A 13,990-nucleotide genomic window follows, 5' to 3' on the forward strand; every position below is an offset into this window, starting at 1 on the left:
ATTGGTTCGATGTATTAAAAATGGCGCGGATGTTTCCGCGCCATTTTGCATTTTGGGGGTGTCTTTGCCTTAGGCAGTTTGAAGTCGCGCAAACCCGGCTTCCAGATCGGCGATCAGGTCGTCGGTGTCTTCAAGGCCGATATGAAGGCGGATCAGTTGGCCGTCTTCGTCCCATTTGGTCGCGGTGCGGATGTTTTTGGGATCAGACGGCAGGATCAGGCTTTCGAAGCCGCCCCAGCTAAATCCCATGCCAAACAGGTCCATGTGATCGACCATATTGGCGAGCTGCGGCTTTGTGACCGGTTTCAGGATAAAGGAAAACAGGCCGCTTGCGCCGATGAAGTCGCGTTTCCAGATGGCATGGCCCGGATCGTCGGGCAGGGCCGGGTGCAGGACGCGTTTGACCTCTGGGCGGGTTTGCAGCCATTGGGCGACCTTAAGGCCGCTTTCATGATGCTGGCGGAGGCGCACGCCAAGGGTGCGAAGCCCGCGTTGTGCCAGATAGCAATCATCGGGACCAACCGCATCGCCCGAGATGATGATCTGTTTCTTGATGGTCAGAAGGTCTTCTTCGGTCGCGGTGGTGATCGTGCCCAGCATGACGTCGGAATGGCCGACGATATATTTCGTGCCGGCCTGTACCGATACATCAACCCCCATGTCAAACGGGCGGCACAGCATCGGCGATGCCCAGGTGTTATCAAGCAAGACCTTGACGTTGCGCGCACGGGCCGCGGCCGAAATCGCCGGGATATCCTGCATTTCAAAGGTCAGAGAGCCCGGGCTTTCGCACCAGACAAGCGCGGTATTGTCGCGGATCAGGCCTGCGATATCGCCGCCGATGGCCGGGTCATAATATTCGGTTTCAACGCCAAAGCGTTTGAGAAACGTGTTGCACAGATTGCGCGTCGGGTAATAGGTGCTGTCCGTGACCAGAATATGGTCGCCCGGTTTGACAAAGGCCAGGATCGCATTGGTGATCGCCGCCACCCCGGACGATACGCACAGGGTGCCAAAGCCGCCTTCAAGTTCGGCAACCGCTTCTTCAAGCAGGAAGCGTGTCGGGGTGCCGTGCCGCCCGTAAGTCACCTTGCCCGGTGCGGATGCCCCGGCCTTTTCAAGATCGGCCAGGGTTTCAAACAGAATGGTCGAGGCATGCAGAACCGGCGGGTTGACCACGCCGTGATATTCACTGGATCGGCGACCGGCATGGACCAGTTTTGTTGCGGGCTTTTGGGGGCGGTTACCTGACATGGGTGGCTTTTCTCCTTGGATGCGCCGGAGTTGACGACGCGACGAGGCTCGGGGGGCCTTGAATTTGTTCCATAACTCAAAGCATTTCATGTCACCGGGTTCAAGGTTTTTTCACCGCAAAGAGTTGTGAAATCGCCATTTTGCGATATTTCAGTCCTTATGCCTCGCGTCCGGTTCCGGGCCGCGTTACAACAGACAAAACCCGTCCAACCAAGTCTGACTTGCAGGAGGCCCCGTGCTCGAACTTCAGGATTTTCGTGCCGCGCGTCGCGCCATTTCCGAACATGTGCGCCTGACGCCGGTATTTGCCGCCGGTATTTATAGCGACAGGTCGGTTTTCCCCGACCGGGATCGCATCCCGGACCTGTATCTGAAGCTTGAAAACATGCAGGTATCGGGCTCGTTCAAGGCGCGCGGCGCGATGAATGCCGCCCTTGCCCTTGATGAAGACAAACGCGCGGTGGGGCTTTGTACCGCATCGGGCGGCAATCATGGCATGGGGGTGATCAATGCGGCCCGTGTGCTGGGCGTGCCGGTCAAAATCTTTTTGCCGACCAATACGCCAAAGCCCAAGGTCGAAAAGCTGCGCAAGCAGGGTGTTGACGTCGCATTGACCGGGGCGGTCTGGGACGATGCCAACCGGGCAGCCATGGATCATGCACGCGAAAGCGGCATGGCCTATATCCATCCCTTTGCCGATCCCAAGGTGATTGCAGGGCAGGGAACGATTGCGCTTGAGATGCTTGAACAGCAGGCCGACCTTGATACGCTGGTGGTGGCGATTGGCGGGGGTGGGCTTATTTCCGGTGTGGCGACAGCGGCCAAGCTTTTGCGGCCCTCGATCCGGGTGATCGGGGTTGAGCCGACCGGCGCCCCGACCTTGTTCGAGAGCATCAAGCATAACGAGGTCGCGACATTGCCAAGTGTGAATACGGCAGCAACCAGTCTGGCACCGCGTCAGTCATCGGCATTGAATGTTGATCTGATTGGCAGGAATGTTGATCGGATCGTTCTGGTCAGTGATGATGAAATGCGCGATGCGGCGCGCTGGCTGTGGCGGGAGTTGGGCATCGCGGTCGAGCTTTCGGCGGCGGCCGGGATTGCCGCGGTACTGACCGACCGGCTGGGTGTCGATAATCCGGGCAAGATCGGGATTGTGATTTGCGGTACGGGATCGGACGGAATGGCGTGATCAAATAAAAAAGGACGAAGCCGCGGGGCTTCGTCCTTTTTTAAACCAAACGCCATCCGAAAAACGGATGGCGCGGAAACTTGTAGCGTCGCAAACCGCCAAAGAGCCAAAGCTCTCCGGTGCGGAATTACATCTTCGGCTCGACCACCTGACGACCACGGTACATACCGGTGTTCAGGTCAATGTGGTGCGGGCGATGCAGTTCGCCGGTTTCTTTGTCTTCGCGGTACGAGCCCTTGGCGAGCTTGTCATGCGAGCGACGCATGCCCTGACGGGACTTGGTCACTTTTTTCTTTGGCACTGCCATGGGTCATCATCCTCTGGCTTGGGTAAACTCAGGCGCGCTTGTTAACGTGCGCGCTCGGGAAAGTCAACGATCAAAGTGCCGGAATTTTCATTTTCCTGCGACCTGTCGGCATTTTTGCCGTTGCCCGGACCGGCATCATGATCAACATGATGGTCGATATGCGGGATCAGGCCGGTATCACGCGGATCGTCAACAATATCTGTTCGCTGGTCGTATACACCAAAGCCTGCCTTCTGGTAAGCCCCCAAAGCAGTTGGATGATCCAGCGAGCATGTATTGACTGTTATGCGTTGCGGTTTAAGGCCCCAGGCGGTGTCAATCGCCCAGTTCAGAAGGTATTTGCCATACCCCTTGCCGATGAAATCGGGGATCAGGCCCATATAATGCAGGTCGATCACGCCGTTTTCTTCAAGATCGGTCAGGTCCAGTTCGGCGAAACCGGCCGGGACGCCTGCGACATAAAGCACGTAAACGTGGGTTTCGGGCTTGGCGAGGATTTCGGCAAGTTCTTCATCGCCCATCAGGCGGCGCAACCACCACAGCCAGGGTTCGCCGACCGTATTATAAAGGTAGCGATAAAAGGACAGGGTGGGGTTTTCGGCGCGCACGATGGCGACCTTGCCTGGCGGGATGGTGGCCGCAGGGCGATCTGGCGGATCAAGCATTTCAAGGAAGGTGACGACGACTTCCAGCTTGCGCGGATTGGATGCACTCATGACTTCAGCCTTTTTCGCATAACCACAAAATCGTTACCGATTTCAGATGTTTGCGCATTGGTTCGCGGGACGGTTTCGATAATTTCATAACCGAGCTTGCGATAAAAATCACGCACTGCCGGGTCTGTGACGGTGACCTTGTTTACAGCAAGGCCGGTGGCGGCAAGGATATCCTCGGCCAGGGCCAGAAGGCCCGTCCCCAGGCCGGTGCCGCGGGCATCGTTGGCCACGGCAAGATAGTGAACCCAGCCACTTTCACCGTCATGACCGGCCATGACCGTGCCGATGATTGTAGCGTCTTTTGCCGATCGTGCCAAAATCACGCTGCCGCGCCCGGAATTCAGGCATGTGGCGAGATCACGACCGGCATCGTGGCCCGGTCCGGTCAGCCCGGATTTCTGCCAAAGGGTGCCGATGGCGGCGATGTCGTGGGTGGTCGGTGATTGCAGTCTTTCAAGAAAAAAGCCCGGTTCTTCCTTTCTGTCACTTTTGCCTGCCGCTTTGTTCGTGGCGGCAACGGTTTGGGACAGGGGGAGGGAACCGGGCATTTTCATATCTGTTGATGGTTGGCGTTATGCCGGGCCTTTGTCGACCGGGCTTCCTTCGGTGCTGGCCCATTCGGCCCAGGAACCGTCATAGACCGCGACTTCCTTTTTCCCGGCGATATAGGCACCAAGGGCGAGCACGCAGGCGGTCACGCCCGAGCCGCAGGATGTGACAACCGATTTATCAAGATTGACACCGGCATCATGGAAAGCGGTGCGAATGGCATCGGCGTCCTTGAAGGTGCCGTCAGCATTCAGGAGCCTGTCAAACGGCAGATTGTAAGAGCCCGGCACGTGGCCAGCCTTGCCCCACGGTTCGTCGGCATCGCCGGTGAAGCGTTCGGTTGCGCGGGCATCGACCAGTTGTTCGCGTTTGCTTTTGACGTTTGCCAGCACCTGATCATATTCGCGCAGCAGGAAGCTGTTGGCGCGCGCGGTGAAATGGCGTTCGCGCGGCGGGGTTGGTGCATCGGTCACCGGGCGGTTTTCGGCAAGCCATTTCGGCAGGCCGCCATCAAGCACGGCGACATCGTGATGCCCGAAATGGCGCAGCATCCACCATGCCCGGCAGGCGGCAAGGGCCGATCCCGTCTGGCCGTAAACCACGATGCGGACACCGTCGCCAAGGCCAAGCTTGCGGACCTTGGCCGAAAACTTGATCGCGTCGGGCATCATGTGGGGAAGCGGTGCGCTGTCATCCGCGGCGATTTCGTCGATATCGAAGAATACCGCGCCCGGAATATGCTGCGCGTTATAAATCTCGCGCGCATTTTTGTTCTGGGCGGGCATGTACCAGCTCGCATCGACGACGCGAACGTCGGGTGCATCAAGGTGATCCGCAAGCCACTGGGTGGAGACCAGTGCGTCGGAAGTTGGGTTGGTCATCAAAGAGACTCCGGTTTGCAATGGTGGGTATTGCGCGATCCGGGGCGTTTCCGCAGATCTGTATCTTCAAACTCAAATGTTTCTTGTTTTAATTTCTATCCGTCCTGAAAGCGCATGGCAATATCCCGACTTGATTTGTGGATATGCCGATTGCGCGTTTCCGGTGGGATCACTCATCAAAGACGATATTGATGCGGCGGTTCTGGCGGCCTTTCTTTTCGATTTTGGCAACCAGAACCCTGCCGATTTCGGCCGTACTTTTGACATGCGTTCCGCCGCAGGGCTGATAATCGATCCCCTCGATCGTGACGGTACGGATGCTGTTGCCATCCATTGGTGGTTGCACCGACATGGTGCGGACCAGTTCGGGGTTGGCTTTAAGCTCGGCAATGCTGATTTCACCGTCATAAACCTCGGCATTGCGTGCGATCAGTTCGTTTAGCCGAGCGGTCAGCTCATCCTTGTCCGGGGCTTCGTCGGGCAGGTTGAAATCAAGCCGGGCCTTGTGGGCGGCGATATTGCCGCCGGTGACGTCGCCTTCGACAATCGCGCACAGCAAATGCAGGCAGGTGTGAAAGCGCATCAGGCGATGGCGGGTTTCCCAATCCAGTTCGGCCGTGATGGTATCGCCGATTGCTGGCAGGTCGTGACCCTCGGCGATGATATGCAGGATTTTGCCGCTGTCGCGGTCCTTGATCGTGGTTGCGACCGGCATTTCGCGGCCATCGGCGGTTTTGAAAATCCCGACATCCCCGGTCTGGCCGCCAGCGGTGGCGTAAAACACGGTCTGGTCCAGTTCAATGCCGCGGTCCGAGATCGAGATGACTTTGGCGTCGCAGTTCCGGCGATAGGCGTCTTCACGAAATAAAAGGCGGGTCACAGACTCCTCCATAATTGGTGGCGATCAGATCGCGTGACCGTCAGTTTGCCGCCTAAATCGGGGCGGCGGTGGATGCGCCTTTGGTGGGGCGGGGCAGCATCACAAGGACGGTCCGGTCTGAAATCTTGCAGTGAAATCATGGTGCTGCCGGAAGGCTTGGTTTGTCGAGGAGTTTTTGTGAATTCAGTTTATGTATAATATAGTACATATTTTTTGAATTGATGTTGATAATCATACGAAATGTATGTTATCCCCTTGGCCCAAATTGGGGGTGAAAGAAACTTGGCTGCTGTTATTCATGTCAAACTGACGGGCGAAGGTGATTTCGGGCCGGTGGATCTCGAATGTGCGATCCCGCCTGCGCGCCTGCCGTTGGTGATGGCGGCCCTGTTTGGTTCTCCGACCAGTTTGCGGGCGGGGGCGGTGCAAGGGGGCGGTGCGGTTGATCATGGGGCAGCTTCTTCGGGGGCTTCGATGTCGCCTGCCATGTTGGCTGCCACGTCCTCTACCATGTCACCTTCGGCATCATCTCCGTCTGCGCCATCTTCGTCATTCGGGCCTGGTGGCTCTTTGTGGGAAATGCCTGCTGGCGGGCAATTCCCTGTAACGGCGCGGTCGGATCGATCCGGCCCGGTTCTTTCTCCGGCCCGGTCGGCTATTACGAGCGAGGCTGAAACTGGACCGGAAAACGTACCGGGGCAGGCGGCCGGGCAGGCCGTTGGGCGCGATTTCGGTGGGGCCGGTCTGGTTGGCGAAGGTGCTGCGGATGCGATTGATCCGGCGAATTTCCTGATTGGATATATCGGCAGTCTGGGCGATCTGATTGCCCGGCTGCAGCCACGTGGTTTTGCCGAAACGATCCTGATTGCCGCGATCTGGCTGCATTACCGCGACGGGCGCAGCTTTGTGACGCGTGACGATATCCGGCGGCTGTTACGGCGGCAGGAACATCTGCGCATGCCAAAGAATTTCGGCCGTGATTTTCATAGCGCAATCACGCGGGGCTATATCGAACCGGCTGACGGGGATGGGGGATTTGCCGCCACCGGGACCGGATATCAGTGGTTTCGTGATGCTTGTATTAAATGATACAAAAAGTCGATAAAGTGGTTGACGTAATGTATTGATAATGTATCATTCTCGACGTGGGACAAGAAAACAGGCGGGGACAAAATGCGGGAATGGGAAGTACGGACAAGCTGCAGGGTCTGGCGTGGCCGATATGTGATCCGTGGGGGCGTTGATCGCATTGCCAGTGATATCGTCACCCTGCAGCAAAGCCGCTTTCCGGGGATTGAAACCGGCAAGGTTTCTCTTCGGGTGGTGACCATGGCGGTGATGGCGGTTCTGGCCGAGGAATGCTGCGAAGATGGCGTGACGGCAGCGGAACTTTCCTTTTTGCTGACCACATGCCTTGGTCGGCCGATTTCGCCGACCCGGATCGAACGCGAAATGGAAACACTTTCGGGTTTGGTCTGGTCGGGGCCATGGGGTGCGGAAACACTTTATGTTCTTGAAAAGCGCGGCCTTCGCTTTTTCGAAAGCGCGCGCATGATGGCGATGAACGACACCGACGCCCAAGGCAAGGATTTGACAGAATATACAGGCGCGGAGGAAGGCGTGGACGGGCAGGAAATTGATCCTTCAATTATTGCCCGTCCGGCCCCCCACGTGCGTTATCGACTGGTTTAAGCTGCACATTAAAGCAGGTTTTCAGGCGGAGGTGATCAAGAGGTCACCTCCGTTTTTCGTGTCATGATTTTGATGCTGCCCTTGGCTTTTTAGGCGATGATTTCAGTGGGCAATCCGCGAGGCCAGATCGCTGTCTTCTTTGGCACCAGCAATCAAATGCGACAGTTCCTCAATCCGTGAAATCTTGCCGTCCCGCATTTCGTAAAAAGTCAGAACCTTGCATGTCATTGTTGATCCATCTTTTTTGATGGCATCGACGATATGGATGTCGGCGATGCTGTTATTTGACGTGATGATCTTTTCAAACCGCACATGCGCGGATTTCAGGATTGATTTCAGCGTACGGGCATGTGCGAGGAAATCCTTCAAATCAAGTGTTTTACCATCGGCAATCTGAACATAATCCGATGTGAATAGATGCAACATATCCTCTACCGGGCGTTCGGGGTCGAGCAATAACCCAAACAGGTTTTCGAGAAAGATGCGTGTTTCGTCATGTGTCATGGTGCTGTTCCATTGATTGAAGAGGTTCAAGCCACCTTGACGATAGGTGATGAAATATGGCCAATCTAACCCATCGAAGCCAATCGATACGGTGTTTTGGCCATGTCTGACTTTTTGATCGATCCAGATGTTCTTGCGGCGCTGAAAAAGCCTGCGTCATCACAGGCGCGGAGTGCAAAGGGGGGCATTGAGGTTGATGTTGTGTCAGGCAGCGAAACCCGCCTGGCCGTTCGGGTTGTGATGCGCGAAACCCCAATTCCACGGGAAACCGGCGCGCATTCCCATCCGCAGGGGCAGTTGATCGGAGCGGTTTCAGGATTGCTGAGTATCTCGACCGATCATGGTAAATGGGTGGTCCCTGCTATCAATGCATTCTGGGTGCCGCCGGGAATGGAGCACGGACTGGTTTCGCACGGGCCGTTTCGCGGATGGAGCGTTTATGTCGGCCCCCACCTTTGTGCCGGGTTGCCAGATTACCCAAGGGCGTTGCGTACCAGCGAGCTGATGATGGCGGCCATTCGCCGTGCTGCGGGTTGGGGGGATGGGCCGCAATCGGATACCGAGGCACGCATAGCCCGGATTATCCTTGATGAAATTGCGACAACCCCAAAGGAAACACTAGGATTGCCGATGCCAAAGGATCTTCGTCTGGTGCGTCTGGCGCAAGCCTTGATGGCTGATCTTTCTGATGGCAGGTCGATGACGCAATGGGCCGACTGGGCCGGAATTCCGTGCCGCACATTGGGGCGACACATGTTACGGGAAACAGGCTTTGGTTTTGGTCAGTGGCGGACGCGGGCGCGCATGCTTGCGGCCCTTGAGATGCTGGCGGCCGGATTATCGGTAACGACAGTCGCACTCGATCTGGGATACGAGAATATCAGCGCGTTTATTGCAGCATTTCGCAAAACCTATGGCGTAACGCCTGCACGCTATTTTGCACCCGACGGACAGTAAGGGGATTTCCAGATCGGGCCTGCCGGTAACACGGCTTATGGCAATTTCACCTGCCCCTCAGCGCCGGGGCGATCAGGGCCGCTGCAATCAGGGTTGACCTGACAGCATAAGGTACGTAATGATTTGAAGATGGAAAACATTGTTACACATCAGAACGCCTATTTTACGTCGTGCACATAGCGCGGCGCCTGTTGATGTGTTTGTAAATTAAACCAAGACCGGCTGCCCCAGGGCGGCCTTTGTTTTTTCCATAAACCGGTTTGCCCGAGGTGGCCCCACCAACAAGGAAACCGGAAAATGACCCATATCTCCCTTGCTGATCGCATGCCGACACTTGATTTCACGCCCAATGCCCTGAAAGACGGGATCGGGGTGGTGCCGCTTATTCTGATGGCGGGTTTTGCCGATACCATTACGGCGGCGAGCGAACTGGTCGCAAGTGGTGCTGTCATGATCGAGAACAGACAGATTGTTGATCCCGATCATCATATCCTTAGTTACGCGTTTGATGATGGCGAAGTCTTGCGCCTTACCGTTGGTGGCCAAAGGACGATGCTGATCCGTCGTGCGGCGTGATCGGGGCGGAGTGATCGGCTTGGTGCCCGCCGGTCGCGCGAGCAGGGCTTGGGGGCGAGGGGGCGATGTTGCTGGTGATCTCAGAACAGCGACATCTGCCCGTTCGCGTTCGGGCGGACAAATCCGCTGCAATCAAGGTTGAGCGACCGGCCGGTCATGCCGTGTTTTTTGCGTGCTGCATCAAAGCGTCTGGCAATCAGATCGGCAATCGGGCCGGTGCCGCGCATGCGGGTGCCAAATTCGGATTGATAGCGTTCGCCGTCGCGCATCTGGCGGATCAGCGACATGACCTTTGCCTTGCGGTCGGGATAATTGGCTTCGAGCCATTCTTCGAACAGATCGGCGATTTCAAGCGGCAGGCGGACGACGATGTGGGATACGGACGTTGCCCCGGCATCGCGAACCGCAGCAACCAGATTTTCGATTTCCATGTCATTGAGGCCGGGAATGATCGGCGCGCACAGGACCGTGACCGGGATACCGGCATCGGCAAGTTTGCGAATGGCATCAAGTCGACGGTGCGGGGCGGAGGCACGCGGTTCAAGAAGGTTGGATAATCTGTGATCAAGGCTTGTAACCGATACCGCGACCGACGCACGGTTTTTTGCGGCCATTGGCGCGATCAGGTCGATGTCGCGGGTGACAAGTGCGCCTTTGGTGATGATCGAAAAAGGATGGTGGCAATCGCCAAGCACCTTGATGATGGATCGGGTCAGTTGCTTTTCACGTTCAACCGGCTGATAGGGATCGGTGCTGGTGCCAATGACAATCGGGGCGGGCATGTAGCTTTTGACGGCGAGCTGTTTGCGCAAAAGTGCTGGGGCATCGGGCTTCCAGAACAGTTTTGTTTCAAAATCCAAGCCCGGCGACAGGCCGAGATAGGCGTGGGTTGGTCTGGCAAAGCAATAGATGCAGCCATGTTCACAGCCGCGATAGGGATTGATCGAACGATCAAACGGCACATCCGGGCTTTGATTTTTGGTGATCACGCTGCGCGCGCCATCAATGCCAAGGGTGGTACGGATGCGCGGCGCGTCCTGATCTTCCATCAGGCTGGTCATCCAGCCATCATCGACCGCCTGATGGATATGGCGTTCAAATCGGCCATCAATGTTCGATACCGCCCCGCGGCCTTTTTGCCGGCGCGCGGGCAGCAGATCCGGATCAAAATCCGGATGGCTCCATCCTTCGCCCGGTTGGGCGGTTTCGATGTGATCGGATGTCGGTTCGATGATGTTTCGCATATGTTCAAAATATAGAACAAAACAGGAACATTCAAGCGAAATACGCAGTGCCCAGGTTGCCCGCGCAGATATCAACGCGGACAGCGGCAGGCCGTTGATTTGACATCATCCGGTTATCAACAGCATTCCTGATTACGGGCAGGTCGGCGTTGCTGTCGTGAAACTGATGGAGCCGGTGTTTGTCCCGCCACCGACATTGCATGTGCTTACATTGCCGCTGTTACCGGCGCCGGAGAGATTCGTATTGTTAAGGTTAAAGAAGATCAGGTGGTTGGTTGCCGCCCCGCTGACATTGAGTGTGTTGTTCTCGAAGACGAGGTTGTCTGATCCGATGACTGACAGGGCATAGGCAAACGTATCGTTACTGGTGGCTGTGATCGTATTACCGCGAATGACGGTGTTTTGTGCGTTTCCGATAACCTGTATGCCAAAGGACGTGTTGCCCGTAGCGTTGCTGGTCAATGTGCTATTGATGATTTCGACGTTATTCACGCCGTTGATCCGCACTGCTGTGGTCGCACCCGCGGAGGTGGTTGAGACAGTAACGCCAACAAGGCGACTATTGTCGGCCATGTTGAAAATATGGCTTGGACTGCCAAAGCCGGGCGGAGTGCCGCCTTGGCCGCTCAGGCTGGCACCCGGTGTGGTGATGGTCAGAGTACGACCGGAAGGTGTTTTAACATCAAGATTGCCCGTTCCCATGATGGTTTGGCCGTTTTGAACATCAAGGCGGCTGTTCACGTTGGCAAAACTGCCATTCAGGACCACGGTCGAATTGGTACCGGCGGATGAGATGGTCGTGGCGAGGTCGGCACTTGCTGTTGTTGCGCTGCTGACAAGCGTGATGGTGTTGCCGTTGGCCGTGCTTGTTATTTCCTCTGCCGTGGTGAATTGCCCGGCCTGACTGACGATATCAATGTCGCGTATGATCGGGTCGGTCATGCGGCGTTCGATAGCGTTCAGGCGCGGTTTGGGATTGTCGCCAAAATCCTGAAGCGGGATGCGCAGGCGGAAGCTGGCAAAGCTTTGTGTGCCGCGCGGATCGTCATGCTGGATTTCAGCCCCCAGCGAAAAGCGCGAGCCTTCCCACAGGAACGGTATTTCATCAAAGGTCAGGTCAAGCCGCCCGCGAGGTCCCTGTACTGTGTCCACATCGTCGTCGGTAAAGCGATAGCCGCCTGCGTAAAGGCGCAATTGTTGTGGTGCTGTGGCTTCAAACAATGGTGCGCGCCAGCCGATTTCGGCATCAAAACCGCGAAGGGCGCGTTCTTCGCCCTGACGGTACATGATCGTGGTGCCGGAAAAATCCACCGTACTCAGGCTGTCTTCGATATAGCTTGTCTTGCCGACCGGCATATAGGTATTGGCGCGAAAATCCCAGTCAAGCGAGAGGGCTTCGGCCCCGAAAGTCACCTGATTGAATTTGTTGTCATACGCGCTGTGGCGGCGATCAAAATAACCATAGCCGCCAATATTCCAGCCGCTATCAAGCATCTGGCGAATGCCGACACCGAAATTGCCTTCGTGACTGTTGGCATCATCCATCCGTGCGCGGATATTGGCAAAGGTCAGGGTATCGTCATCCTGCCATAGCGGAATGAACAGATCGGTTTCGCCAAGGTTCCGGTCGGTGCCGGCCTTGCCTTCCAGGTCGATATGCGGTCCCCATTTGTTGCCGCCTTCCGCGTCCTGAGCATGCGCGGATAGCGCGAAAGCAACGACGCAGCTACAGACAAATCCAACCGCATATTTTTTCATTTTTTGTCTTCAATCATTTTGCTCTGGCTTCTGTGCGGCAGGAAAAATCGCTGACATATCGCGCATCAGTCAGGCCGGCAGTTAAGCCAGTTCATGAAATGCAAGTCCGAGGATTAGGGGATTTGTGCATGGGTCGCCACAGCAATGGCAGGGATGCGATATTTTCCTGCGCAAATTGGATAACCACTGCGCTTTATGGATAGAAAACAGGGCGAGGCGCGTAAAAGAGGACTATTGAGTCGCGTTTTTCATCGACCTTTTAAATTGCCTTTTTGATTGCCATTTCGGGGCCATTTTTAGGTGTTTTTCTGTCGGGTAAGAAAAAGACCAACAGGATAAAGGTGTTAGTGATGCGCGTCATGGTGACTGGCGGGGCGGGATTTATCGGATCAGCCCTGTGTCGTTATCTGGTTCTTGAACGTGGCTGGGAAGTACTTAACCTTGACAAACTGACCTATGCCAGCGATCTGCGCAGTCTTGATACCATCGATCATCTGCCGAATTATCAATTCATCAAGGCCGACATTGCCGATCCGCTTGCGGTTGCGGCGGCCCTTCATGATTTCGGCCCGGATGCGGTCATGCATCTGGCGGCGGAAAGCCATGTGGACCGGTCGATTGACGGGCCGGGGACGTTTATCAACACCAATGTTGTCGGGACCTATCACTTGCTTGAAGCGGTGGCCGTTTACTGGCGCGGCCTTTCGCCGGATGATCGGGAACGGTTCCGGTTCCATCACATATCGACCGACGAGGTTTACGGATCGCTTGGCCCCGATGATGGGCTGTTTACCGAACAAAGTCCGTATCGGCCCAATTCCCCCTATGCCGCAAGCAAGGCATCATCGGATCATCTGGTGCGGGCGTGGTGCCATACCTATGGCCTGCCGGTGGTGATCAGCAATTGTTCGAACAATTATGGTCCGTTCCAGTTTCCGGAAAAATTCATTCCGCTGATGACCATCAATGCCCTGCGTGGCAGGAAGTTGCCGGTTTATGGCGATGGCCGCAATATCCGCGACTGGCTGCATGTTGATGATCATGCCCGTGCGCTGGCGTTGATTGTCGAGCAGGGCCGGGTCGGGGAAACCTATAATGTCGGCGGGCGGAACGAGGCGCGCAATATCGATATGGTGCGCCAGATATTCGATCTGGTATGTGAACTGGCCGAGGATGTGCCGATCACGAAATTCGATGATATTGTTGAATTCGTCACCGACCGTCCGGGGCATGATCATCGTTATGCGATTGATGCGACGAAGATCGAGACCGAGCTTGGCTGGAAGGCGACGCATGATATCGCATCGGGCCTGCGCGAGACGGTGAAATGGTATATCGACAATCGCGACTGGTGGCAGGCGATTCTTGATCATGAATATGATCTGCAACGGCTGGGGCAGGGCTGATTTCGCCCTGCTGGCCGGGATAAGGGGCGATGTATCGGTACAATCGCGCGCTTGCCGGTTTTTACAATCCATTT

At 56.1% G+C, this 13,990-nt stretch carries 15 protein-coding genes; 6 read left to right on the forward strand and 9 right to left on the reverse strand.

All coding sequences use genetic code 11. The features are described 5' to 3' along the window. Positions 1 to 69: 69 nt before the first annotated feature. Positions 70 to 1,254 (reverse strand): cystathionine beta-lyase, encoded by a 1,185-nt coding sequence (gene metC / locus R1T41_RS16780; RefSeq protein WP_317337998.1) that lies wholly within the window; start codon positions 1,252 to 1,254, stop codon positions 70 to 72. Positions 1,255 to 1,489: 235 nt separating this feature from the next. Between metC and R1T41_RS16785 the strand changes: the two genes are divergently transcribed. Then, positions 1,490 to 2,446, forward strand: coding sequence for a threonine/serine dehydratase (locus R1T41_RS16785; protein ID WP_317338000.1), 957 nt, complete (start codon positions 1,490 to 1,492; stop codon positions 2,444 to 2,446). Positions 2,447 to 2,573: 127 nt separating this feature from the next. On the opposite strand, the gene rpmF is transcribed toward R1T41_RS16785, so the two are convergent. From rpmF to R1T41_RS16810, 5 genes are all read right to left on the reverse strand, one after another. After that, positions 2,574 to 2,753, reverse strand: coding sequence for a 50S ribosomal protein L32 (gene rpmF, locus R1T41_RS16790; RefSeq protein ID WP_062951864.1), 180 nt, complete (start codon positions 2,751 to 2,753; stop codon positions 2,574 to 2,576). Between the two features lie 41 nt (positions 2,754 to 2,794). After that, entirely contained in the window at positions 2,795 to 3,469 is a 675-nt protein-coding gene (locus tag R1T41_RS16795; RefSeq protein ID WP_317338004.1) for a GNAT family N-acetyltransferase, read from the reverse strand. Then, a complete protein-coding gene (locus R1T41_RS16800) occupies positions 3,466 to 4,017 on the reverse strand; it encodes a GNAT family N-acetyltransferase (protein ID WP_317338006.1) in 552 nt (183 codons plus the stop codon). The genes R1T41_RS16795 and R1T41_RS16800 overlap by 4 nt, the downstream gene beginning before the upstream one ends. A 24-nt stretch (positions 4,018 to 4,041) precedes the next feature. Beyond that, the gene (gene sseA, locus R1T41_RS16805) at positions 4,042 to 4,899 is read right to left on the reverse strand and encodes a 3-mercaptopyruvate sulfurtransferase (RefSeq protein ID WP_097050449.1); all 858 of its coding nucleotides are present in this window, start codon (positions 4,897 to 4,899) and stop codon (positions 4,042 to 4,044) included. A 169-nt stretch (positions 4,900 to 5,068) separates the two neighbouring features. Further along, positions 5,069 to 5,779, reverse strand: coding sequence for an alanyl-tRNA editing protein (locus tag R1T41_RS16810; RefSeq protein ID WP_317338009.1), 711 nt, complete (start codon positions 5,777 to 5,779; stop codon positions 5,069 to 5,071). Between the two features lie 282 nt (positions 5,780 to 6,061). Between R1T41_RS16810 and R1T41_RS16815 the strand changes: the two genes are divergently transcribed. Then, a complete protein-coding gene (locus R1T41_RS16815; RefSeq protein WP_317338010.1) occupies positions 6,062 to 6,868 on the forward strand; it encodes a hypothetical protein in 807 nt (268 codons plus the stop codon). Between the two features lie 84 nt (positions 6,869 to 6,952). Beyond that, the gene (locus R1T41_RS16820) at positions 6,953 to 7,471 is read left to right on the forward strand and encodes a hypothetical protein (RefSeq protein WP_317338012.1); all 519 of its coding nucleotides are present in this window, start codon (positions 6,953 to 6,955) and stop codon (positions 7,469 to 7,471) included. A 102-nt stretch (positions 7,472 to 7,573) separates the two neighbouring features. Here the strand turns inward: R1T41_RS16820 and R1T41_RS16825 are convergent, their stop codons facing one another. Then, a complete protein-coding gene (locus tag R1T41_RS16825; protein ID WP_317338014.1) occupies positions 7,574 to 7,975 on the reverse strand; it encodes a nuclear transport factor 2 family protein in 402 nt (133 codons plus the stop codon). 102 nt (positions 7,976 to 8,077) lie between these two features. Here R1T41_RS16825 and R1T41_RS16830 point away from each other — a divergent pair, with 102 nt between their 5' ends. Together R1T41_RS16830 and R1T41_RS16835 are read left to right on the forward strand one after the other, a co-directional pair. Beyond that, positions 8,078 to 8,932: a helix-turn-helix transcriptional regulator gene (locus tag R1T41_RS16830; RefSeq protein WP_317338016.1), complete on the forward strand. Its 855-nt coding sequence runs from the start codon at positions 8,078 to 8,080 to the stop codon at positions 8,930 to 8,932. Positions 8,933 to 9,229: 297 nt separating this feature from the next. After that, entirely contained in the window at positions 9,230 to 9,508 is a 279-nt protein-coding gene (locus tag R1T41_RS16835) for a tyrosyl-tRNA synthetase (RefSeq protein WP_317338017.1), read from the forward strand. Between the two features lie 80 nt (positions 9,509 to 9,588). Here the strand turns inward: R1T41_RS16835 and R1T41_RS16840 are convergent, their stop codons facing one another. After that, positions 9,589 to 10,752 carry a PA0069 family radical SAM protein gene (locus tag R1T41_RS16840; RefSeq protein ID WP_317338019.1) on the reverse strand — a complete coding sequence of 388 codons (1,164 nt, stop codon included), beginning with the start codon at positions 10,750 to 10,752 and terminating at the stop codon, positions 9,589 to 9,591. Positions 10,753 to 10,884: 132 nt separating this feature from the next. Then, positions 10,885 to 12,510: an inverse autotransporter beta domain-containing protein gene (locus R1T41_RS16845; protein WP_317338021.1), complete on the reverse strand. Its 1,626-nt coding sequence runs from the start codon at positions 12,508 to 12,510 to the stop codon at positions 10,885 to 10,887. Between the two features lie 350 nt (positions 12,511 to 12,860). On the opposite strand from R1T41_RS16845, the gene rfbB reads away from it, so the two are divergent. Next, entirely contained in the window at positions 12,861 to 13,916 is a 1,056-nt protein-coding gene (rfbB, locus tag R1T41_RS16850; protein ID WP_317341586.1) for a dTDP-glucose 4,6-dehydratase, read from the forward strand. Positions 13,917 to 13,990 lie beyond the last annotated feature (74 nt).

Source organism: Thalassospira lucentensis (assembly GCF_032921865.1).
GTDB lineage: Bacteria > Pseudomonadota > Alphaproteobacteria > Rhodospirillales > Thalassospiraceae > Thalassospira > Thalassospira lucentensis_A.

What these genes read in the sequence shown, in the direction of transcription:
- rfbB (WP_317341586.1), top strand. Translation starts at nt 12,861, where the DNA reads ATGCGCGTCATGGTGACTGGCGGGGCGGGATTTATCGGATCAGCCCTG.
- R1T41_RS16835 (WP_317338017.1), top strand. Translation starts at nt 9,230, where the DNA reads ATGACCCATATCTCCCTTGCTGATCGCATGCCGACACTTGATTTCACG.
- sseA (WP_097050449.1), bottom strand. Translation starts at nt 4,899, where the DNA reads ATGACCAACCCAACTTCCGACGCACTGGTCTCCACCCAGTGGCTTGCG.
- R1T41_RS16830 (WP_317338016.1), top strand. Translation starts at nt 8,078, where the DNA reads ATGTCTGACTTTTTGATCGATCCAGATGTTCTTGCGGCGCTGAAAAAG.
- R1T41_RS16840 (WP_317338019.1), bottom strand. Translation starts at nt 10,752, where the DNA reads ATGCGAAACATCATCGAACCGACATCCGATCACATCGAAACCGCCCAA.
- R1T41_RS16820 (WP_317338012.1), top strand. Translation starts at nt 6,953, where the DNA reads ATGCGGGAATGGGAAGTACGGACAAGCTGCAGGGTCTGGCGTGGCCGA.
- R1T41_RS16825 (WP_317338014.1), bottom strand. Translation starts at nt 7,975, where the DNA reads ATGACACATGACGAAACACGCATCTTTCTCGAAAACCTGTTTGGGTTA.
- R1T41_RS16800 (WP_317338006.1), bottom strand. Translation starts at nt 4,017, where the DNA reads ATGCCCGGTTCCCTCCCCCTGTCCCAAACCGTTGCCGCCACGAACAAA.
- R1T41_RS16795 (WP_317338004.1), bottom strand. Translation starts at nt 3,469, where the DNA reads ATGAGTGCATCCAATCCGCGCAAGCTGGAAGTCGTCGTCACCTTCCTT.
- metC (WP_317337998.1), bottom strand. Translation starts at nt 1,254, where the DNA reads ATGTCAGGTAACCGCCCCCAAAAGCCCGCAACAAAACTGGTCCATGCC.
- rpmF (WP_062951864.1), bottom strand. Translation starts at nt 2,753, where the DNA reads ATGGCAGTGCCAAAGAAAAAAGTGACCAAGTCCCGTCAGGGCATGCGT.
- R1T41_RS16845 (WP_317338021.1), bottom strand. Translation starts at nt 12,510, where the DNA reads ATGAAAAAATATGCGGTTGGATTTGTCTGTAGCTGCGTCGTTGCTTTC.